Raw genomic sequence first — 21,335 nt, forward strand, 5'->3', positions numbered from 1 at the left:
CCGCTACTCGGCCGCCCAATGAAAGGAATGTCATGAAGGCATTTTTGACCCGAAGGAAATCCCTTCTCGTAGCAGCATCCGCAGCCCTGGCGCTGACTCTGAGCGCTTGCGGCGGCGGCGGCGGCACCGGCACCAATCCTGCGCCCGCGGAGCAACCGAGTTTTGCTGCAGGCTCCACCATGGAGAAGCTCTCTTCAGCCGGCAAGGTGACGATCGGCACCAAGTTTGACCAGCCCCTGTTCGGCCAGAAGGGCCTGGACGGCAAGCCGATCGGCTTTGACGTTGAGATCGGGAAGCTCATCGCAGCCAAGCTGGGAATCCCGGCTGACAAGATCGAATGGGTCGAAACCGTCTCCGCCAACCGCGAGCAGTTCATCAAGCAGGGCAGGGTGGACCTGATCGTCGCCACCTACACGATCAACGACAAGCGCAAGACCGAAGTCGACTTCGCCGGTCCTTACTACGAAGCAGGACAGGCGCTCATGGTGAACAAGGACAACACGTCCATCACCAAGCCTGAGGACGTCAAAGGCAAGAACGTCTGCTCCGTGACCGGTTCCACACCTGCCGGCACGATCGTGGAGAAGTACGGCGCCGTCCTCGTTCCGGCCGCCACCTACTCGGCCTGCCTTGAGCCGCTGCGCAACAAGCAGGTGGAGGCCATCACCACGGACAACGTGATCCTTGCCGGCTTCGTGAACAAGGAGCCGGATGCCTTCAAGCTGGCGTCGGACGAAACCTTCACCAAGGAGCCCTACGGCATTGGCCTGAAGAAGGGCGACACCGTCTTCCGTAACTGGATCAACGACCAGCTTGAGGAATTCGCCAAGGACGGGTCCTACAAGAAGGCCTGGGAGGACACAGCCGGTGCGGTCATCAAGACGGCACCTGAACTTCCCGCCATCGACCGCTACTAGAGCAGGCGTGGCGGTCACCGGCGGCCGGGCATCCCGGCACCGGTGACCGCCGCTCCTTTTTTCCGAACAATTTCCCCCAAACGCAGCTGAAGGACCCTATGGACGTCATCATTGAAAGCCTCCCGCAGTATTGGGACGGCTTTCTCAGAACCTTGTTCCTGGCCGTCGTTTCCGGCATCATTGCCCTCGTGGCGGGCACACTGCTGGCAGCAGCCCGCGTATCCCCCGTGGCAGCGCTCCGCGGATTCAGCATGGCCTACGTGGAGGTGGTGCGTAACACCCCGCTGACCATCGCCTTCTTCTTCGCCGCCATTGTCCTGCCCCGGCTCGGCGTCACGTTCCAGCAGTTCGAAATCGCCGCCATCATCGCACTCAGCGCCTATACGGCCGCCTTTATTGCCGAGGCAGTGCGCTCGGGCGTCAACAGCGTTCCTCTGGGCCAGGCTGAGGCTGCGCGCAGCATCGGCATGACGTTCGGCCAGGTGCTGTCCCTGATCATCCTGCCCCAGGCCCTGCGCACGGTGATTCCGCCCATGATCAACATCCTCATCGCGCTCGTCAAGAACTCCTCCGTGGCCGGCGCATTCTTCGTGCTGGAACTGTTCGGCTACGGCAAGCAGCTGGCCAATGACCACGGCGACGCCGTCATGTGGGTCCTCGCGGGCGTTGCATTCTTCTATCTCCTGATCACTGTGCCGCTGGGCTACATCGCTCACCAGGTCGAACGAAAGGTGGCGATCGCGCGATGACTTCCGTTCTCTACGACGTCCCCGGGCCCAAAGCCCGCAGAATCTCGCTGATCGGCTCGGTCGTCGGTGTCGTCCTCATTGCCGGCCTCCTCGCACTTGCCCTTTTCACGCTCGCCCAGCAGGGAATCTTCGAGGCGCGGAGATGGGCTATCTTCGGGCAGGCGGATGTCTGGACGCTGATCTTCGACGGCATCGGCGCCACGTTGAGTGCTGCCGCCATCGCAGCGGTGATCGCGTTCCCGCTGGGGCTCCTGCTTTGCCTCATGCGCATCTCGGACGTTGCATGGATCCGGGTTCCCACCCGGATCGTACTGGAATTTTTCCGCGGCATGCCCGTGGTGCTGATGATGCTGTTTGTCCTGCTGGTGTTCGCCACCAGTCCCTTCATCGCGGTTGTGGCCGGGCTGGTACTGTACAACGCGGCGATCTTCGCCGAGATCATCCGCGCCGGCATCCAGTCCCTCCCCAAGGGACAGCGCGAGGCCGGCCTGGCAATCGGCCTGACCAGCTTCCAGTCACGGCTCAGCGTCGAACTGCCGCAGGCCATCCGGCGCATGCTTCCGTCCCTGGTGGCCCAGCTGGTGGTCCTTCTGAAGGACACCTCACTGGGCTACATCGTTGCGTACGGCGAGCTGCTGCGTGCCGTACAGGTCATGGCCGACTTCCTGGGGCCGCAGTTCCTGTTCCCCGTGTTCTTCGTGGCGGCGGCGATCTACATAGCCATCAACCTGGCTGTGTCGCGCCTCGCCATCTGGATTGAGCGCCACGGCTCCAAGAAGGCAGCAGGCGGTGTCGCGAAGGCCCCCACCGCCGGCGTGACCACCGTGATCAAGTAAACATGCTGTAATCAAACCGAGAACCCAAGGCGAAGGCCCGCAACCTGTTGGTTGCGGGCCTTCGTTGCAGTTAGGGCAGCCTCAGGCCAGCCACTTCTGCAGCGCCCGCAGGCAGGCACGCACCGCTTCGGCGTCGACGTGTTCGTTGTCCTTGTGCGCAAGCAAAGCGTCGCCCGGCCCGAAATTCACCGCCGGGACACCCAGTTCACTGAAACGCGCGACGTCGGTCCAGCCGTACTTGGGTTTGGGCTCGGCGCCCACGGCGGCCACGAACGAGGCGGCGGCCGGGTGGTTCAGTCCGGGCCGTGCCCCGGCCGCGCTGTCGGTGCGGACGACGTCGAACCCCTCGAGCAGTCCCCGCACATGGGCTTCGGCCTGGTCAGGCGTTTTGTCCGGCGCGAAGCGGTAGTTGATCTCGACCACGCAGCGGTCCGGTATGACGTTGCCCGCCGTACCTCCCTGGATCTTCACGGCGTTGAGGCTTTCGCGGTAATCCAGTCCGTCCACGTTGATGGTCTGCGGCTCGTAGGCTGCAAGCCGTTCGAGAATGGGCGCGGCGTCGTGGATGGCGTTCCGTCCCATCCAGGCGCGCGCTGAGTGCGCTGCCTCGCCCAGCGTAGTGGCCTGGAGCCGCATGGTACCGTTGCAGCCTCCTTCCACGGTGCCGTCCGTTGGCTCCAGGAGGATGGCAAAGTCTCCTTCGAGAAGCACTCCGTGGTTGCGCACCAGCCTTCCGAGGCCGCTCTTCACAGCCTCCACCTCCTCGTGGTCGTAGAAGACGAAGGTGACATCCTTGGACGGCTCGGCACCGCCGTCGAACAGGGAGGCCGCCAAGGCCAGCTGGACGGCTACGCCGCCCTTCATGTCGGTGGCACCCCGGCCGTACAGGACGCCGTCGCCGGCAACACCGGACGGCCAGGTGGACGGCACCGTCCCCAGCGACTCCCCGGTGACCGGCAGCGGCACTGTGTCCAGATGGCCGGCGAGGATGACGCGCTCAGACCGTCCGAGGGATGTGCGGGCGATGATGGCGTCCCCGTCGCGCAGCAGGTTAAGGCCGGGGAGCTGCCGGAGGGCCACCTCCACAGCGTCGGCAAGCTCCGTTTCGTTGCCCGACACACTGTTGATGTCGATCAGCGCGGCTGTCAAAAGCGCCACGTCCTGGCGGAGGTCGAGGGTTATGGGTGCGGTTTCGGCAATCACCATCCAACTCTATCCCCGGGGCGCGTTTCGGCGGGTGCAGGTCGGCTCGATAGACTTGGGCCATGACTGAAACCGCTTCTTCCGCCGTGCCCGCTGCCCAGACACTGTCCGACGATTCCCGTTCGGCCTATGGATTCGGGGTGGCCACCATCGCCACCCGCAATGGGGACGCCACGGTACTCGACGTCTGGTTCCCGGCGCCCGCCTTGGGCGTGGCAGCCGAAGCACTCCGCGCAATCGAGAACGCCGATGAGACGCTCGCCGACATCGCCGCCGCCGGCACCGACGCCGACCGCGGCACGGAACAGAAAGTCGTGTTCGTCCAGATCAACCTGGATGAAGCACCGGCCGACACGGCAGACGCCTACCTGCGGCTGCACCTGCTCTCCCACCGCCTGGTCCGCCCCAACACCATCAACCTCGACGGCATCTTCGGCAAGCTCCCGAACGTCGTGTGGACCAACTTCGGACCGTGCGCCGTGGACGGCTTCGAGCTGACCCGCGCCAAGCTGCGCAAGCGTGGCGCCGTGACCGTCTTCGGCGTGGACAAGTTCCCGCGCATGGTGGACTACGTTGTACCGGCCGGCGTCCGCATTGCCGACGCCGACCGCGTCCGCCTCGGTGCCCACCTCGCCGAGGGCACCACGGTCATGCACGAGGGCTTCGTTAATTTCAATGCCGGAACGCTGGGCACCTCCATGGTCGAGGGCCGCATCTCCGCCGGTGTCGTGGCGGGCGACGGCACTGACGTCGGCGGCGGCGCATCAATCATGGGCACCCTTTCCGGCGGCGGCAAGGAAAAGATTGCCCTCGGCCGACGGGTCCTCCTGGGCGCGAACTCGGGCGTGGGCATCAGCATCGGCGACGACTCCGTCGTGGAGGCCGGGCTCTACATCACTGCCGGCACCCGCGTGCGCGTCACCGGTGCCAAGGACGCCGACGGCGAGGACACCAGCCGGATCATCAAGGCCGTGGAACTCTCGGGCGTCCCGAACCTGCTGTTCCGCCGCAACTCCACCACCGGCGAAGTGGAAGTGCTTCCGCGCAAGGGCCAGACGGTGGAGCTGAACGACGCCCTGCATGCCAACTGATTATCCAGGGTCGGCCGGCACTGCTGCCGGCCGACCCCGGTCCTGAGGGAGTATCCACGTGACACGCCGACGCAAGGTGCGCGGAGCGATCGTTGCGGCGCTCTCCGTCGCGCTTGTCAGCGGGGGCGTTTACACCGCTGCGGCCCTGCTGCAGAGATCGGAGCGGCTGATCACGGAAGGGTGCGTGGCCGCCGTCGGATCCCAGCAGGCGGAACTGGCCACCGACCAGGCAGCAAACGCCGCACTCGTCACCGCCGTCTCAGTGCGGCGCGGGCTGCCACCGCGAGCCGCCAGCATTGCCCTGGCCACCGCCATGCAGGAGTCCAAGCTGCGGAACATCGACCACGGCGACCTCGCAGGACCGGACTCCCGCGGTCTTTTCCAGCAGCGCCCGACACAGGGCTGGGGCAGCACGGAAGAGGTCATGGATCCGCACTACGCGACCAATGCCTTTTACGACGCACTGGTGAAGGTGCAGGGCTACGCAGGCATGGATGTCACCGAAGCTGCGCAGCGTGTGCAGCGCTCGGCGTATCCGCGCGCGTACGCCCAGCACGAGGCGATGGGCCGCTCCTTTGCCTCGGCCCTGAGCGGGCAGACGCACGCCGCGCTGGACTGCTCCCTCCGCTCCCCTGAGCAGGCGGGCGATCCCGCGGCGCTCCTCGATGAACTGCAGGCGCAGTACGGGAGCATTCCTGCTTCTGCCTCCGGCCGGACGCTGGTACTGGAGGCCACGGATGACCTGGCATGGTCGCTTGCGCACTGGGCAGTGGCAAACGCCAAGGAATTTGCTGTGGTGCAGGTCGATGTCGACGGAATGAGCTGGAACCGGCAGGCACGCAACGGGTGGCAGGAGTCGCCCGGTGGCGGCGGCACTGTAACGGTAACGTTTGCCGAGGCTCCGGCGGGATAAGGACCCGCCTACACCAGCATTTCCACAACCGGCTGGACGTAGCTCCGGAACACTTCCGGTTGCTGCAGCAGGTCATGGCTCATGATGATCTTGTCCGGCTCCAGGAACCATGCCCGCTGCTCGTCGAGGGGCAGCTCGATGATGGTCAGGTCGAAGTCCCGGGAGTTCCTGCCCACTTCCAGCAGGCGGTCTTCCACGATGTCCTCCAACAGGTGCCCCGAGCCGCCGGCCACCCGCTCAGCCTCCAGCTCGGCATACTCCGTGCGGCGTTCGCGCGCCCATGTCAGGGCGGCGCCGAAGTGAGCCTGCAGGACCCGCCGCAGGGCCGGGGAATTGGCAAAGGACCTGAAACCCGGCGGCGACAACTCCGGGGACATCTGCGGGTGCGCCTTCAGCAGCTGCTCCCACCAGGCTTCCCATTCGGTTTTCAGGGCGCTGAGCCCGCCGACCTCTGCGGTAAGGTGCGAATGGTCCGCATGCCTGATTTTCGGAGCCGCATGGGACAGCGCAGGGAAGCCGGCACCGTCCAACCCGGCGACATCTCGTATGTAAAGGGCGATGAGCATGGGCCCCGACGTGTCCATGGTGATCCGCCAGCCTGGACCGCCTGTGTGCTGCATCCGCATGCCTCCTTGGCTTCTTGATGTTCGCCCCGCCTGCCAACGGTTACCCGCTCTCCCGCTCCAGTCTATTCCCCCAGCCCGGGGACGTTAATGGCTGGCGGCTGCGGTCCTTCCCAGCCCCGCCACATGGGACTCGAGCACGTCGCGGCACATTTCCAGCGTCATCCATCCCGGCTGCAGGAGCGCATGCATCGTCAGGCCGTCCAGCGTGGCAAGCAGCCGCTCCGCTTCGATGACCAGCCGCAGCCGGTCACCGCCCTCTTCATCAACCAGCCGGGTGATCAGCTGCCCGACGACGGCGGCCACCGTCCGGTGGCTTCTGTCCGCCTCCGCAGCCAGGAAAGGCCGGATCCTGGCGGCGTTTTTGAAGGCCAGCCAAGCGCAGGCGTCCAGTGCCCTCTCCTCGTCCAGCGGCAGGAATTCACCCAGCAGGGTTAAAACGGCCGCATGGTGTTCTTCACTGCGGGCGGGCGTCACGGCCACATGCGCGTACGCGCGGTCCAGGCGTGCCACGATGCGGTCCACGACAGCCGCGAAGGAGAATGTCAGCAGCTCCTCGCTGCTCGCGAAGTAGTGGCGCACCGAACCGACAGCCAGCCCCGCCTCGTCCGCGACCTCACGGAGGGAAGCCCGCTCCAGTCCGTCAGAACCAATGATCCGGCAGACAGCATCGACGATCTCCCGGCGACGGACGGCGGCATCTACAATTTTCGGCACTCCTCGTTTTAGCACGGTTGTGCTGGAGGCACCGGCAGGCCCGCCGGACACAAAAGCAGCGGCCGCCCACCTGAGGGTGGGTGCCCGCCGTCGTCGTTGTATTGTCCGGGCCGTTAGCTGGCCGGGTAGTCGCGCTCCGGCGATCCTGTGTAGAGCTGGCGCGGGCGGCCGATCTTGGTCGTGGGATCGCTGATCATCTCGCGCCACTGTGCGATCCAGCCAGGCAGGCGTCCGATCGCGAACAGCACGGTGAACATCTTCTCCGGGAAGCCCATGGCCTTGTAGATCAGGCCGGTGTAGAAGTCCACGTTCGGGTAGAGCTTGCGCTGGATGAAGTAGTCGTCATTCAGGGCCTTCTCTTCGAGGCGCATGGCGATGTCCAGCAGTTCGTCATTGCCGCCGAGCTTGCCGAGGATCTCGTGCGCCGTGGCCTTGACGATCTTGGCACGCGGATCGTAGTTCTTGTAGACGCGGTGCCCGAAGCCCATGAGGCGGACGCCGTCTTCCTTGTTCTTGACCTTCTCCATATAGTCCTCGGGCTTGGTGCCGTCGGCCTGGATCTGGCGGAGCATCTTCAGGACAGCCTCGTTGGCGCCGCCGTGCGCAGGGCCGAACAGGGCGTTGATTCCTGCGGACACGGACGCGAACAGGTTGGCGTTGGAGGAACCCACCAGGCGCACCGTGGAGGTGGAGCAGTTCTGCTCGTGGTCGGCGTGCAGGATCAGGAGCAGGTCGAGGGCCTTGACGACCACCGGGTCCAGCTCGTACTGCTCGGCAGGCAGGCCGAAGCTCAGGCGGAGGAAGTTCTCCACGAGGTTCATGGAGTTGTCCGGGTACAGCATCGGCTGCCCGATCGACTTCTTGTGGGCGTAAGCGGCGATGACCGGGAGCTTGGCCATGAGGCGGATGGTGGAGACTTCCACCTGCTCGGCGTTGAAAGGGTCCAGGGAGTCCTGGTAGAACGTGGACAGCGCGGAGACGGCCGAGGACAGCACGGGCATGGGGTGTGCGTCCCGCGGGAAGCCGCCGAAGAAGCCCTTCAGCTCCTCATGCAGGAGCGTGTGGCGGCGGATCCGCTGGTCGAAGTCCTCCAGCTCGGCGGGAGTCGGCAGGTTCCCGTAGATCAGCAGGTAGGAGACTTCGAGGAAGCTGGAGTGCTGTGCGAGCTGCTCGATCGGGTAACCGCGGTACCGCAGGACCCCTGCGTCCCCATCGATGTAGGTGATCGCGGACGTTGTGGCTGCGGTGTTCATGAAGCCCGGGTCAAAGGCGACGGCGCCGGTCTGCTTCAGCAGTTTGGAAACGTCGTAGCCTTCGTTTCCCTCGACAACCTTGATGCGCGGGAGTTCGAGCTCGCCGCCTGCGTGGCGCAAGGTTGCGCTGGTGGTCTCAGTCATGGAGTCCCCTTCATGAGGCTTCTAGGCCTCTGTAGAAAGCTTGATCCAACATCAGGTGAGCCGCGCGGGGACCCCCGCACCGGCGGGATGTCCAACGGCCGTGCTGCCTTCTTGTAGAAAGCCACCATTGATAGTCAGTTAAAAAGTACCGCCACTTTCACCCTGCCACTAATCCGCGGGCCCCTGATTCCCCCCAAAACACCCAACTTGTGGCGCGTGTCACATGTATTGTTACGCGGCCATGGCAGCCGGAAAGGCTTTGCCGGCGGCCTTCACAGAACGCCCGGACCGGCCCCTGTCACGCCGTTTCAGCCAGCCGGGCCACGGCGGCATCGATCCGTTCGTCGGAACCGGTCAGCGCCACCCTCACGTAGCCGTTTCCGGCGTCCCCATAAAACACGCCCGGCCCGGCAACGATGCCGCGCTCAGCCAGCCGGGAGATCGTGTCCCAGGTGGCTTCCCCGGCCGTGGACCAGAGGTAAAGCCCGGCATGCGATTCATGGATTTTCAGCCCGAAGGTTTCAAGGGCCGGCACAAGGCGCTCACGGCGGCCGCGGTACAGGTCCTTCTGCGCCTGCACGTGCGCATCATCCCCGAGGGCAACCCGCATTGCTTCCTGAACCGGGTACGGCACGATCATGCCGGCGTGCTTCCGGCTGTTCACGAGACTGGCCATGATGGCGGGGTCACCGGCGACAAACGCGGCGCGGTAGCCGGCGAGGTTGGACTGCTTGCTCAGCGAGTACACAGCGAGCAGCCCTTCATGCGAACCGCCGGAGACTCGCGGGTCAAGGACGCTGGGCACCGCTACTCCGCCCCGCTGAAGGTCCCATTCGCCCCAACCAAGCTCCGCGTAACATTCGTCCGAGGCCACCAGGGCGCCGATTTCGCGGGCCTGGTCGACGATCTTCCGGAGCGACTGTGCGTCCCGGACACTTCCCGTCGGGTTGCCCGGTGAGTTGACCCAGACCAGGCGGACTTTGGCGCGGGTGGCGGCGTCCAGTTCGTCGAGATCGTCAGCCGCTACGGCGGTGGCGCCGGCGAAGGTGGCTCCGATGTCGTAGGTCGGATAGGCGACCGTGGGGCGGACCACGACGTCGCCCGGCCGCAGTGCCAGCAGGAACGGCAGCCACGCCACCAGTTCCTTGGAACCGACCGTCGGCATGACATCGTGCGGGTCGAGGCCTTCCACACCGCGGCGCCGCGCGAACCAGGCCGCGATGGCTTCCCGGAGCGCCGCCGTCCCGTGGACAGTGGGATAGCCGGGGGCGTCCGCCGCGGCACGGAGCGCATCCTGAATCACGGCAGGCGTGGGGTCCACGGGCGTCCCGATGGACAGGTTCACCAGTCCGCCCGGGTGTTCGGCCGCCTTGGCGACATACGGCGCCATGGCCTCCCATGGGTAGTCGGGCAGGCTCAGGCCGAAACTGCGCACAGCTGTAGTCACCTACGCGCCTCAGTGATCCTGGTTCTGCGGGGGCAGCGCTGCAATCATGGGGTGGTCCGTGTGGGTGTTGCCGACCTTGGCGGCACCGCCCGGCGAACCCAGGTCATCGAAGAACTCGACGTTGGCCTTGTAGTAGTCAGCCCATTCCTCCGGGGTGTCATCCTCGTAGTAGATGGCTTCGACGGGGCAGACAGGCTCGCAGGCGCCGCAGTCGACGCACTCATCCGGATGGATGTAGAGGGAACGCTCGCCTTCATAGATGCAATCGACGGGGCACTCCTCAATACATGCCTTGTCCTTGACATCTACACACGGCTGCGCGATTACGTACGTCACGTCCCTTGCCTCTCCACGTTGTTACCGGCGGCTGGCCGGCTGGTGCTTCCGGCCTGCATGCCGGTCTATCGACTTCAGAGCCTATTATCTCCCAGCCTCGCTCCGCGAACGAAGCGGCGCGTCACACTCGGGACGCGGCATACGATGAACCCGTGAGTGTGACACCGCCTTCAGCCCGTGAATTCCTCGCCGCCGCGTCCCCCGGAACCCGGGTGGTGGTCCGCTACCGGATCGACGGCGGGTTCACGGACGCGCTGGGAGACCTCCTGGAGTGCGGCGTCACCGACTGTACAGTGCGCACCCGCACTGCCGACGTCGTCATCCACCTCGACCGGGTGGTCGCCGCCAAGCAGGTACCTCCCCCGCCTGCGCGGCGCAGCCCGCGCACCGCAGGCTAGGACCCGCGCGTCGGGTCAGGTGCCCTCGACCTGGCTGGGCAGGGTGCGCATTCCCAGCAACGGCGAGAACACCACCGGGGCCGCCGCGAGGAAACTTCCGGCCGTTCCGATCCAGATCACCGCAATGAGGCCGAGGTGCTCGGCGAGGAACCCGGACGCCAGGGCGGCCAGGGGCATCACCCCCCAGACAACAAACCGGATGGACGCGTTCATCCTGCCCAGCAGGCGGGGCGGACACACGCGCTGGCGCATGCTGAGCTGCATGATGTTGTAGATCAGGACAACAAAGCCGAAACAGAGCTCGGACAGGAGCAGCAGTGCCAGCGAAACCCCCGGCTCGGAGGCCATGGCGGCCAGCGGCAGGGGCACCAGGAAAACCGAGCTGGCAACCGCGCAGAGCGGTATGACCGTGCCTTCGCCCACCCTGGCCGCCACCCGCGGCGCCGCCACCGCCCCTAGCAGTCCGCCGGCCGCGCCCACGGCCATGACGAGTCCCATCCCCTGGGGCCCGAATCCGAGGTTTCGCAGGATCAGCACCGGCATCATGGTGAAAATCACCATGCCGAAGAAATTCATGGCTGCCGTGCAGGCCGCTATCCGGCTGATGAGCGGATGTCGGATCACGAAGGCGAGCCCCTCTTTGATCTCGACGCGCAGGGGACGGCGGTCCCCCAGGGCGGCGCGAACCTCCCGGTCACGGGTGCGGGCGAGGAAGGTGGCGGACAGGAGGTAGCCGACGGCTTCGCCCACGAACAGCACAGGTGCCGTGACCACCGCCAGCAGCAGGCCACCCGCGGCGGGTCCGCCGATCCTGGCGACCTGGGCGGTGCCTTCCAGTTTGGCGTTGGCCTGGTTGACCTGGCCGGGCGCGACGAGGACCGGGACGTAGCTCTGATATGAGACGTCGAAGAACACCGTGGCTGTGCCGACGATCGCCGCGATGACATAGAGGTGCCAGATCTCCAGCATTCCGCCCCACCACAGCAGCGGAACCGCTGCCATCGCGGCCATCCGGGTGAGGTCGGCATGGATCATGGTAGGGCGCTTCAGCCAGCGGTCCACCCAGGCGCCGGCCGGGAGCCCCAGAATGAGGAATGCGGCGAGGCCGGCGGCATTCAGCACGCCAACCTCGAATTCCGAGGCGTGCAGCATGGACACGGCGAGGACCGGAAACGCCACTTGCCCCAACTGGGCACCGAACTGGCTCATGGCCTGCCCGGCCCAAAAAGTGGTGAAGTTACGGTCAAGCAACAGCGATCTGGATGCTTGACCTGTGGCGGTCCGGTCGGCTGTCACCGACTCAGTTTCCAGTGGTGATTGATATATGTCAATCACTTTTTGCTGGCTAGACTGGCGCTATGACACCCGCCCCGGAAAGCGATGATGCGGACCTGGTGGCGAAGGGCCGTGCGCTCAGCTCCCCGATCAGGCTCCGGATTCTGCGGCTGTGCCTCCACCAGGCACGCACCAACAAGGAAATAGCCGAATTGCTGGGCATCAACCCCGCTTCCAGCCTTCATCATGTGCGCACGCTGGTGCGGACGGGCTTCCTGCTGGCAGAGGAACGCCGGAAGGGTCGGCGGGGCGCAGCTGAGGTGCCCTACATTGCCAGCCGCAAGTCCTGGAGCACGTCCGTGGACAACGTGGCCCCCATCCTCATTGAGACGTTCGTGCAGGAAACCCGGGACCTTCCGCCGGAGGACATTGAGGTGTGGCGGCTGGGCGTGAAATTCAACGCGGCCCGGCGGCAGGAGATGCTGGGAAAGCTCCGGGCGGTGCTGGACGAGTACATGGCCCTTCCGGCCGACGACGACGGCGAGGCCACGTCCCTGATGATCGCCCACCACCGGGATCCAACGGCAGATTAGCCCTGTTCTCCCGTTGCGGCCGCCGGTACAGGCCCGACGGGGGTCTGCCCTGCCGGGCTCCGCCGCCGGTACCGCCGGCACCATGCCAGCATCAGCACGGTGACCACAGCGATACCGTACACCCACATGTTCCCGGCCGGGTCCCCCGCAATGAGGCGCTTCCCGGCCGGCATGGTGGACCACCAGCCCGCCAGGACGTAGCACAGAACCCCTGTGGCCGCCGTCGGCACCAGAGAACGGAAGGCCGCCCCCACCAGCAGCTCGAGGGATCCCAGCAGCACCAGCGCCGCGACCGCGCCCAGCGGCAGCACGACGTCGGCGGCCGCCAGCTGCTGGCGGTGCAGGGCTGTACCGGCGAAGGCAGCAAAAAGAGCTGCCGGCACGGCGGCGGCCAGACCGCCTGCCGTGCCGGCAGCTCTCTTATTCACGCGAGTGATGACCGGAACGTGCCGGGATCAGACCTTGGCGCGGGCGCGGTTGGCCTTGGCGCGCTCGTTGGTGTCCAGGATGACCTTGCGGATGCGGATGGACTCCGGGGTAACCTCAACGCACTCGTCCTCGCGGGCGAATTCGAGGGACTCCTCGAGGGTGAGGTCGCGGGGCGGCGTCAGGTTCTCGAAAGTGTCGGAGGAAGCGGCACGCATGTTGGTGAGCTTCTTTTCCTTGGTGATGTTGACGTCCATGTCGTCGGCGCGGGAGTTCTCGCCGACGATCATGCCCTCATAGACCTCGGAGGTGGGCTTCACGAAGAAGGAGCCGCGTTCCTGCAGGTTGATCATGGCGAACGGGGTCACCACACCGGCGCGGTCGGCGACCATGGAACCGTTGGTGCGGTACTCGATCGGGCCGGCCCAGGGCTCGTAGCCCTCGGAGATGGAGGCTGCGATACCGGCGCCGCGGGTGTCCGTGAGGAACTTGGTGCGGAAACCGATGAGGCCGCGGGCCGGGACGATGAACTCCATGCGGCACCAGCCGGTGCCGTGGTTGGCCATGTTGGTCATGCGGCCCTTGCGGGCGGCCATGAGCTGGGTGACGGCGCCGAGGTACTCTTCCGGCACGTCGATGGTCATGTGCTCCATCGGCTCGTGGATCTTGCCGTCGATGGTCCGGGTAACAACCTGCGGCTTGCCGACGGTCAGCTCGAAGCCTTCGCGGCGCATCTGCTCCACGAGGATGGCCAGCGCGAGTTCGCCACGGCCCTGGACTTCCCAGGCGTCGGGACGCTCGGTGGGGAGAACCTTGATGGAGACGTTACCGATCAGTTCCTTGTCCAGGCGGTCCTTCACCTGGCGGGCAGTGACCTTGGCGCCCTTGACCTTGCCGGCCAGCGGGGAGGTGTTGATACCGATGGTCATGGAGATCGCGGGATCGTCCACGGTGATCAGCGGCAGCGGCTGCGGGTTCTCGGCGTCGGTCAGGGTCTCACCGATGGTGATCTCCTCGATGCCGGCGACGGCGACAATCTCGCCAGGACCTGCGGACTCGGCCGGGACGCGGTCCAGCGCCTTCGTGGCCAGCAGCTCGGTGATCTTGACGTTCTTCAGCTCGCCGTTGGCACGTGCCCAGGCGACGGTCTGGCCCTTGCGCAGGGTGCCGTTGTAGATACGGAGCAGAGCGAGGCGGCCCAGGAACGGTGAGGCGTCCAGGTTGGTGACGTGCGCCTGCAGGACACCGTTCGGGTTGTACGTCGGCGCCGGGATGTGCTCAATGATGGTCTGGAACAGCGGCTCGAGGTCCTCGTTCTCCGGGGCGGTGCCGTCGGCCGGCTGCTCCAGGGAGGCGCGGCCAACCTTGGCTGCTGCGTAGACGACCGGAACTTCGAGGATCTTGTCCAGGTCGAGGTCCGGAACTTCGTCGGCGAGGTCGGAGGCCAGGCCCAGGAGCAGGTCCATGGACTCGTGGACAACTTCTTCGATCCGGGCGTCGGGGCGGTCGGTCTTGTTGACCAGCAGGATCACCGGCAGGTGCGCGGCGAGGGCCTTGCGAAGGACGAAGCGGGTCTGGGGCAGCGGGCCCTCAGAAGCATCGACGAGGAGCACAACGCCGTCAACCATGGACAGGCCGCGCTCCACCTCGCCACCGAAGTCAGCGTGGCCCGGGGTGTCGATCACGTTGATCGTGATGGTCTCGCCCTTGGAGGACGGACCGTTGTAGGCCACCGTGGTGTTCTTGGCCAGAATGGTAATGCCCTTTTCGCGCTCCAGGTCACCCGAGTCCATCACGCGGTCTTCGAGGTGGTTGTGCTCGGCAAAGGAATTGGTCTGCTTGAGCATGGCGTCAACCAGGGTGGTCTTGCCGTGGTCAACGTGGGCCACAATCGCGACGTTGCGCAGGTCACTGCGCGATGCAGTGGCTACCGCAGTGTTGGTGGTGGTTTCAGACATGCGTTATTGCTCGATTCAGTGGTGAAGTCAGCTGTTGTATCGCGACATTTCCAACCGGAACGCACGACGGATCAGACCCTTTACACAGGGCACCTGCTTCAAGTCTAAACGCTCTGCCATTTATTGGCCTAAAACCGCAAAAACCGCGGCCCCCGCCGCGTTACCAAATCGTGAGTCTGCAACCCGCGTCACGTGGGCAGGTTCACTGGCTTTTCCGGAACTGATCCATCACTATTGCTTGAACACTATGCAACAGGCCAGGAGTCCACGGATGCTACAAGCCTCAACGCGGGCTGTCCTGATTGCCCTCGCCCTTGCCGCATGCCTGTTGTTGGGCGCGTGCGGGTTGCCCTCCCAGCGCGATGCCGGGACGGGCGGCCCATCGGTTCCCCGCGCTGCTGTGGTGCCCGTTGCAGCGCCCGGCGAGGCAGTCGCCGCCGGTTCGCCGGCCACCGGCGGGTTCGCGGCGGTGGACCCTTCGAGTCTGCCGGCGGGTGCCCTGTTCCGCAATCCTGCCAACGGCCGGGACGAAGTCATCACCGACAACATCGGCCGCACGGCGCTGCTGATCGGCGATTCGCAGTCCGAGCCGGCGGCAAGCTGGCCGCGCCGCGCCCTGGCCGGACTGGGCTACGACGTTTTCTTCTGCGGCAGGAGTGGAACGGGCTTTGTGGCGTCCAACGGGACCACGGGAAACTACGTCGATGCCCTGCAGCGGGGACACTGGCACCTTCCCTACGGCTTCCCCCCGCTCGTCGTCATCGAGGGCGGCGGAAACGACGCCAAGCAGGGAGCCACCGACGCGCAGATTGCCGCCAACGCGAAGAGCCTGATCACCACCCTGAAACAGCGCTACCCCGGCGCCAAGCTGGTGATGGTGGGAACTCTGGGCAAGGGCGGAGGAAACGGCAGCGGGCGGCGCGCCGAAGTGGACGCGCTGCTGGGGACGGTGGCAGCCGAGCGCGGCATCCCGTTCGTCAGTGTCGGCGACTGGCTCACCCGCTACGGGCTTGAGGACCAGCTCGCCGACTCAGTTCACATGAACGACGACGGCCACCGCGCCCTGGGAGCATTGCTGGGCGGCCGGCTTTCGGCCCTCGGCCTCGACGCCGGCTAGGGCCGGGAGGTCAGTCCAGGCCGGCCGCGAGCAGCTGGGCACGCAGTTCCCTGCGCTCACGCTGACGTTCAGGGTCCGGCAGCGGGACGGCCGCCAGCAGCCTTTGCGTGTACGGCTCCTGCGGATTCCGGAGGATCTGGTCACGGGTCCCCTGCTCCACGATGCGTCCCCGTTGCATCACGCAGATCCTGTCGGCCAGCACGTCCACCACCGCCAGGTCATGGGTCACGAAGAGGCAGGCGAAACCCAGCTCGCGCTGCAGGTTTTGGAACAGTTCGAGCACCTTTGCCTGGACTGACACGTCGAGCGCGGACGTCGGCTCGTCCGCCACCATCAGCTTCGGCTTCAGCGAGAGGGCACGTGCAATGCCCACGCGCTGCTTCTGCCCGCCTGACAACTCGTGCGGATATCTGTTGCGGTACGCGCGGGGCAGTTCCACCTGGTCCAGCAAGGCCTCGATCCGCTTCTGCAGGTCCGCGCCCTTTGCAACACCGGCAAGGTACATGGGTTCGCCGATGCTTTCGCCGATGGGCAGGCGCGGGTTCAGCGAGGACGACGGGTCCTGGAAGACCATTCCGATGTGGCGCCGCACGCTGTGCAGCTGCCTGCCGTTCTTCTTGGCCGCGGAAATGTCCTGGCCCACCACGCGCATCGTGCCGGCCGCGACGGGCAGCAGGCCCACGGCTGCCCGGCCGACGGTGGTCTTCCCGGAGCCGGACTCCCCCACGAGGCCCACGACCTGCCCCGGGTAGATGGTCAGGTTGGCGCCTTCCACGGCACGGAACGCAGGCACGCGGCCCTGCTTGGGGTACTCGATGGCCACATCCGTGAGTTCAAGGACGGGCTCACCGGTGGTCCTGGCGGCCGCGGCGGCGGCCAGCGCGGCGGCGTTCTCGCGCTCCCGGCGGACCAGTTCCTCGTGATCCACGGAGTCGAGTTCTGCATGTGTGGCGGCCGCCAGCGCGGCAGTCACGTCCACGTCGGTCTCTGCCCCCTCGCCGCGCTGCCCAAGGTGCGGCACGGCGGCAAGGAGGGCCTGCGTGTAGGGGTGCTGCGGGTGGTGGAAGATCTGCTCCGCGGTGCCCGTTTCGACGATCAGCCCCCGGCGCATGACCGCGATCCGGTCGGCGAGGTCGGCCACGACGCCCATGTCGTGGGTGATGAGGACGATCGCGCTGTCCAGCTTGTTTCGGAGGTTTCTCATGAGGTCGAGGATCTCGGCCTGCACCGTGACGTCGAGGGCCGTGGTGGGTTCGTCCGCGATCAGCAGTTTGGGGTCGCAGGAGAGAGACTGCGCGATCATGGCGCGCTGCCGCTGCCCGCCGGAGAGCTGGTGCGGGTAGGACTTGAACGCCTTCTCCGGATCGGGCAGTTCCACGAGGTCCAGCATCTGCAGTGCGCGTTCACGGGCCTGGTCCGGTGAGACCTCGTTGTGCAGTCGTATGGTTTCCACAATTTGCGCGCCCACGGTGTAGACGGGGTTCAGCGCGGTCATGGGTTCCTGGAAAATGACGGCCACATCCTTGCCGCGGACGTTGCGGATGTTGGATTCATCCGCCCCCAGCAGCTCCTTTCCGGACAGCTTCACGCTGCCGGAGACGCGGCTGTTGCTGGGCAGCAGTCCCAGCAGGGCCATGGAGCTTGCGCTCTTGCCCGACCCGGATTCGCCAACGATGGCCAGCACCTCGCCGGCGCGGACTTCGTAGTCGAGGCCGACGGCGGCGGGCACCCACGTCTTTTCCACCCCGAAGTCGACGCTCAGGTTGCGCACCTCAAGGACCACCGCGCCTTTGTTGCCGGAACGGGTCGTGGCGGGGCCGGTGCTGATGTAGTCAGACATTTTGGGATTTTCCTTCCACCCGGGCCGGCGGGGCAGCTGAAATTAGTGCCGCGGCTCGGAATCCTGAATTATGGGGGGCATGAGCACTGCGCCGCACGCCGACAACGCTGCGATTTTCAAGGCCCGCACCAACAAATGGTTCGCCGGGCTGGCCTGGCTGATAGCGGGCATCGGACTCGCCAGCACAGCCCTGACGGGCGGAGCAGAAGCGTTGCCCGGCATCGGGCCGCTGCTGCTCATCGCATACCTCGGCTGGCTCCTGTTCTGGCGCCCGTCCGTGGTGGTCCACGACGCCGGCGTCAGGCTCGAGAACCCGTTCCGGTCCGTGATGGTACCGTGGGCTGCCCTTGTCCAGGTGGACACGCGCTACGCCCTGACGCTGATCACGCCGTCCCGAAGCTACGGTGCGTGGGCTGCGCCCGCGCCGGGGATCTGGGGCGGACGCAATGCCCGCCCCGAGGACCTCCGGGGCCTGCCGGGCAGCACCTACGGGCCCGGGCAGTCCGTCCGTCCCGGTGACCTGAAAAGCACGGACTCCGGACAGGCCGCCCAGCTGGTGCGCGCCCGCTGGCAGCAGCAGGTCGAATCCGGGGCCGTCGACGCCGGAACCGCCGGGGAGACGCCCGTGACGGTGACGGTCCGCTGGCTGGAATTGGGCGCGACTGCAGCGCTCGTCGCGTTCAGCATCTGGGGCGTGGCCCTGCTGTAGGGCGCGGTCCACGTCAGGCTCCCCGGGTATCGCCGGGTGCCGTGCCGTCCCCGGCGGCCCTGTCCCCCGTGCCGGCATCCGAGGCGGTGACCGGGGACTTCTCCGGCGCCATCGGGCTGCCCGTATCCCGGGCTTTCTTGGCATTGAACTTTTTCTGGCGGGGATCAAACGCGTCCCGCAGCCCGTCGCCGATGAAGTTGATGCTCAGGCAGATGAGGACGATGAACAGTCCGGGGAACCAGAACAGCCACGGACGGGTCGTGAAGGCCTCCTGGTTCTGTGAGATGAGCAGGCCGAGGGACGTGTCCGGGGACTTCACGCCCACGCCGAGGTAGCTCAGTGCAGTCTCGGTAAGGATCGCCGCGGACATGGTCAGCGTGACGTTGACGATCAGGACACCGACGGCGTTGGGCAGGATGTGCTTGAAGATGATCCTCGCGTTGCTGGCCCCGGATATCCGCGCGGCGTCGACAAATTCACGTTCCCGCAAGGTCAGGAACTCACCCCGCATCAGCCGGGCCAAGCCCACCCAGCTGATGAGCCCAAGGAAGATGCCCAGCGCCAGCACGCCGTTGGTGCTCGCAAACGAGGCAAACCAGCTCCCTTCGTCCCTCCGGCCCGCGAACTGGGCCATGACGGCTGCCAGGAGCAGCGCCGGGATGATGATGATGATGTCGGTGAGGCGCATGAGAATGGCCTCGGTCCAGCCACGGAAGTAACCGGACAGCGCGCCCACGGCCACGCCGATCAGGCCGGCGATGAAGCCGATGACCACCATGATCGTGATGGACTGCTGCGCTCCGCGCATGGTCATGGCGAACAGGTCCCGGCCGATGCGGTCCTGGCCGAAGGGATGTTCTCCCCAGGCCAGAGGCCACAGGGACGCCGTCGGGGCGCCGTCGTTGACGAGCGGCGAAACGGCTACGTGGGTGTATTTCCACCATCCCGGGATTCCCGCGTATCCCACGGACGTGAAGGCCGTCAGGAAGATGATGGCAAAGACAACCAGGCCCACGATCGCGCCGGAATGGCCAATGAACCGCTTGCGGACAATCTGTCCCTGGCTGAGTCCCTTGGCCTCGATAACGGGCTCGATGCCCGCGGCCTGCTGCCCTTTCAGGCCGGCCTGTTCAGCTACGATTTCATCCTGCTGGCTCGGCTGGCTCATGATTTCACCCTTACTCGTGGATCCAGTGCGGAGTAGGCAAGGTCTGCGATGAGGTTGAACACCATGGCCGTGATGGCCACGCAGATAAAGACGCCCATGACGGGGTTCGGGTCCACATGCAGGATGCCGTCGAGGAACAGGAATCCCATGCCGCGGACCGAGAACACCGTCTCGGTGATGACGGCGCCGCCGATGAGCCCGCCGATGTCGAAGGCGACGATCGTGGCCACCGGGATGAGGGCGTTGCGGAAAGCGTGCCGCATGACCACGGTCCGCTCGGAGAGGCCTTTGGCCCGCGCGGTCCGGATGTAGTCCATGTTCATGATCTCCAGCATGGAAGCGCGGGTGAATCTCGTGTAGCCGGCCAGGGAGATCAGGACAAGTGCCGTGGTGGGCAGGATCAGGTGGGTGAACGAGTCGAGCCCAAGGATCCAGAAGTCACCCTCGATGTTCGGAGTGCCGGCGCCGATGGTCGCAATGGGGCGCCCGCGGACCCTGCTGTTGTTGAAATACGCCGGCCAGGCCTGCATGTAGCGGTCCAGGACGATGAGGACTCCCAGCAGGAAGGACGTGATCGCCGCAGCACGCATGGATTGGCCGCGGTCATACCCGCCCACCAGGTAGCCGATCGCCATGCCGATGAGGACCGTGGCCACCGCGAGCAACATGATCATGAGGAAGGTGGCCTGATTGAGCAGTGGTTGGATGACGAAGTAGGCAACAACGCCCGCACCTGCGGCAATGAGCGCCGACTGCAGCGCTTTCCTGTTCCTCAGCCCTGCGGTCAGCAGCGTCACGGCAAAGGCCAGTCCCACTCCAGCGATGGCGATGACCACGGGGCCGAGCCCGGGTGTCTTGAACCAGAGGGTGACCGAGAAGTAGATGAGCACGGCCGTTACAGCCGCGAAAACCGTTCCGCCCGTCAACACCCGGCGCCTGGCATCACCTCCCGCGACGACGAGCGCCACCAGGCCGAACACCGCGCCGACCCCTATGGCCACCGGAAGAGGGATCTCGGGATTCCTGAGGAAGTTGTTGAAACCAATGGCGCCGAATTCCTTCAGCAGCACGGCGACCCAGAAGATGGGCAGCGAAAAGAACAGGAACGCCATGAAGGTCACGCCGTAATCCAGGCTGCTGTACTGGCGCAGCGCGGTGATGATGCCGAGGGTGATCCCGATGAGTATCGCCAGGATGGTGGCCGCGGTAACGAGCGTGAGGGTCTGGACCAGGGCGTGCCCCAGCGCGTCGGTGATGGGCTGGCCCGCGATGTTCTTGCCCAGATCGCAGGTGCCGGCAAAGGGTACGAGGCATTGGGCGGCACCGCCGAGCCACTTGAAGTATCGCAGCGGCGCCGGCGTATCCAGGTCCAGCAGCGCGGCGCGCGAATCCATCAGTTGCTGTTTGTTGGGGGCGCTGCTGGCTCGGAACTCTGCCAGCGGATCGCCGGACGCCGCGGTGAGCAGGTACACCAGAAAGGATGCGCCCAGAAGAATGAGTGCAGCGGTGACTAGCCGCCGGACAATGTAGGTCACCATCGTGAAAGAACCTCAGTATTCGGGCCCGGGGATTGCCCGGACCGGTCGCAGGTTTGGCCGTGCCCGCCTGTGGTGCCGGCACCG

Annotated in this window: 21 protein-coding genes; 9 read left to right on the plus strand and 12 right to left on the minus strand. The window is 65.8% G+C overall.

Annotated elements, in window-relative coordinates:
• Positions 1-32 precede the first annotated feature (32 nt).
• The 3 genes from AC6CH3_RS20555 (at position 33) to AC6CH3_RS20565 (ending at position 2,502) form a co-directional block, all read left to right on the plus strand.
• Positions 33-917, plus strand: coding sequence for a glutamate ABC transporter substrate-binding protein (locus AC6CH3_RS20555; RefSeq protein WP_498134181.1), 885 nt, complete (start codon positions 33-35; stop codon positions 915-917).
• 98 nt (positions 918-1,015) lie between these two features.
• Positions 1,016-1,666, plus strand: a complete 651-nt coding sequence (locus tag AC6CH3_RS20560) for an ABC transporter permease subunit (RefSeq protein ID WP_494034960.1) — start codon at positions 1,016-1,018, stop codon at positions 1,664-1,666.
• On the plus strand, positions 1,663-2,502 hold the full coding sequence (locus AC6CH3_RS20565; RefSeq protein ID WP_494034959.1) for an ABC transporter permease subunit: 840 nt from the start codon (positions 1,663-1,665) through the stop codon (positions 2,500-2,502). Before AC6CH3_RS20560 ends, AC6CH3_RS20565 begins: the two co-directional genes overlap by 4 nt.
• Positions 2,503-2,583: 81 nt before the next feature.
• Here AC6CH3_RS20565 and dapE read toward each other — a convergent pair whose 3' ends face one another.
• Positions 2,584-3,708, minus strand: a complete 1,125-nt coding sequence (gene dapE / locus AC6CH3_RS20570) for a succinyl-diaminopimelate desuccinylase (RefSeq protein WP_498134182.1) — start codon at positions 3,706-3,708, stop codon at positions 2,584-2,586.
• 59 nt (positions 3,709-3,767) lie between these two features.
• Between dapE and dapD the strand changes: the two genes are divergently transcribed.
• A complete protein-coding gene (gene dapD / locus AC6CH3_RS20575; RefSeq protein ID WP_498134183.1) occupies positions 3,768-4,796 on the plus strand; it encodes a 2,3,4,5-tetrahydropyridine-2,6-dicarboxylate N-succinyltransferase in 1,029 nt (342 codons plus the stop codon).
• Between the two features lie 58 nt (positions 4,797-4,854).
• Positions 4,855-5,709, plus strand: a complete 855-nt coding sequence (locus AC6CH3_RS20580) for a hypothetical protein (protein WP_498134184.1) — start codon at positions 4,855-4,857, stop codon at positions 5,707-5,709.
• Between the two features lie 8 nt (positions 5,710-5,717).
• Here AC6CH3_RS20580 and AC6CH3_RS20585 read toward each other — a convergent pair whose 3' ends face one another.
• The 5 genes from AC6CH3_RS20585 to fdxA all read right to left on the minus strand — a co-directional run bounded on the left by AC6CH3_RS20585 (position 5,718) and on the right by fdxA (position 10,229).
• Entirely contained in the window at positions 5,718-6,329 is a 612-nt protein-coding gene (locus tag AC6CH3_RS20585) for a hypothetical protein (RefSeq protein WP_498134185.1), read from the minus strand.
• Between the two features lie 90 nt (positions 6,330-6,419).
• On the minus strand, positions 6,420-7,049 hold the full coding sequence (locus AC6CH3_RS20590; RefSeq protein WP_498134186.1) for a TetR/AcrR family transcriptional regulator: 630 nt from the start codon (positions 7,047-7,049) through the stop codon (positions 6,420-6,422).
• Between the two features lie 113 nt (positions 7,050-7,162).
• Entirely contained in the window at positions 7,163-8,446 is a 1,284-nt protein-coding gene (locus AC6CH3_RS20595; RefSeq protein WP_498134187.1) for a citrate synthase, read from the minus strand.
• 298 nt (positions 8,447-8,744) lie between these two features.
• Positions 8,745-9,893 (minus strand): succinyldiaminopimelate transaminase, encoded by a 1,149-nt coding sequence (dapC, locus tag AC6CH3_RS20600; protein ID WP_498134188.1) that lies wholly within the window; start codon positions 9,891-9,893, stop codon positions 8,745-8,747.
• Between the two features lie 9 nt (positions 9,894-9,902).
• A complete protein-coding gene (fdxA, locus tag AC6CH3_RS20605) occupies positions 9,903-10,229 on the minus strand; it encodes a ferredoxin (protein WP_028269445.1) in 327 nt (108 codons plus the stop codon).
• A 152-nt stretch (positions 10,230-10,381) separates the two neighbouring features.
• On the opposite strand from fdxA, the gene AC6CH3_RS20610 reads away from it, so the two are divergent.
• Positions 10,382-10,627, plus strand: a complete 246-nt coding sequence (locus AC6CH3_RS20610) for a putative acetyltransferase (RefSeq protein WP_400578775.1) — start codon at positions 10,382-10,384, stop codon at positions 10,625-10,627.
• A 15-nt stretch (positions 10,628-10,642) separates the two neighbouring features.
• On the opposite strand, the gene AC6CH3_RS20615 is transcribed toward AC6CH3_RS20610, so the two are convergent.
• On the minus strand, positions 10,643-11,878 hold the full coding sequence (locus tag AC6CH3_RS20615) for an MFS transporter (RefSeq protein ID WP_498134189.1): 1,236 nt from the start codon (positions 11,876-11,878) through the stop codon (positions 10,643-10,645).
• A 107-nt stretch (positions 11,879-11,985) separates the two neighbouring features.
• Between AC6CH3_RS20615 and AC6CH3_RS20620 the strand changes: the two genes are divergently transcribed.
• A complete protein-coding gene (locus AC6CH3_RS20620) occupies positions 11,986-12,495 on the plus strand; it encodes a helix-turn-helix domain-containing protein (protein ID WP_494034951.1) in 510 nt (169 codons plus the stop codon).
• Here the strand turns inward: AC6CH3_RS20620 and AC6CH3_RS20625 are convergent.
• Both AC6CH3_RS20625 and typA read right to left on the minus strand, forming a co-directional pair.
• Positions 12,492-12,923: a hypothetical protein gene (locus AC6CH3_RS20625; protein WP_498134190.1), complete on the minus strand. Its 432-nt coding sequence runs from the start codon at positions 12,921-12,923 to the stop codon at positions 12,492-12,494. The genes AC6CH3_RS20620 and AC6CH3_RS20625 overlap by 4 nt on opposite strands.
• A gap of 27 nt (positions 12,924-12,950) precedes the next feature.
• Positions 12,951-14,879, minus strand: coding sequence for a translational GTPase TypA (gene typA, locus AC6CH3_RS20630; protein ID WP_498134191.1), 1,929 nt, complete (start codon positions 14,877-14,879; stop codon positions 12,951-12,953).
• A gap of 271 nt (positions 14,880-15,150) precedes the next feature.
• On the opposite strand from typA, the gene AC6CH3_RS20635 reads away from it, so the two are divergent.
• Positions 15,151-15,996: an SGNH/GDSL hydrolase family protein gene (locus tag AC6CH3_RS20635; protein ID WP_498134192.1), complete on the plus strand. Its 846-nt coding sequence runs from the start codon at positions 15,151-15,153 to the stop codon at positions 15,994-15,996.
• Between the two features lie 10 nt (positions 15,997-16,006).
• Here AC6CH3_RS20635 and AC6CH3_RS20640 read toward each other — a convergent pair whose 3' ends face one another.
• Positions 16,007-17,836, minus strand: a complete 1,830-nt coding sequence (locus AC6CH3_RS20640) for an ABC transporter ATP-binding protein (RefSeq protein ID WP_498134193.1) — start codon at positions 17,834-17,836, stop codon at positions 16,007-16,009.
• 79 nt (positions 17,837-17,915) lie between these two features.
• Here AC6CH3_RS20640 and AC6CH3_RS20645 point away from each other — a divergent pair, with 79 nt between their 5' ends.
• Positions 17,916-18,545: a PH domain-containing protein gene (locus AC6CH3_RS20645; RefSeq protein WP_498134194.1), complete on the plus strand. Its 630-nt coding sequence runs from the start codon at positions 17,916-17,918 to the stop codon at positions 18,543-18,545.
• A 13-nt stretch (positions 18,546-18,558) separates the two neighbouring features.
• Here AC6CH3_RS20645 and AC6CH3_RS20650 read toward each other — a convergent pair whose 3' ends face one another.
• Together AC6CH3_RS20650 and AC6CH3_RS20655 are read right to left on the minus strand one after the other, a co-directional pair.
• Positions 18,559-19,713, minus strand: coding sequence for an ABC transporter permease (locus tag AC6CH3_RS20650; protein ID WP_498134195.1), 1,155 nt, complete (start codon positions 19,711-19,713; stop codon positions 18,559-18,561).
• Positions 19,710-21,251, minus strand: a complete 1,542-nt coding sequence (locus AC6CH3_RS20655) for an ABC transporter permease (protein ID WP_498134196.1) — start codon at positions 21,249-21,251, stop codon at positions 19,710-19,712. The genes AC6CH3_RS20650 and AC6CH3_RS20655 overlap by 4 nt, the downstream gene beginning before the upstream one ends.
• Positions 21,252-21,335 lie beyond the last annotated feature (84 nt).

The organism is Arthrobacter sp. GQ119 (assembly GCF_059759125.1).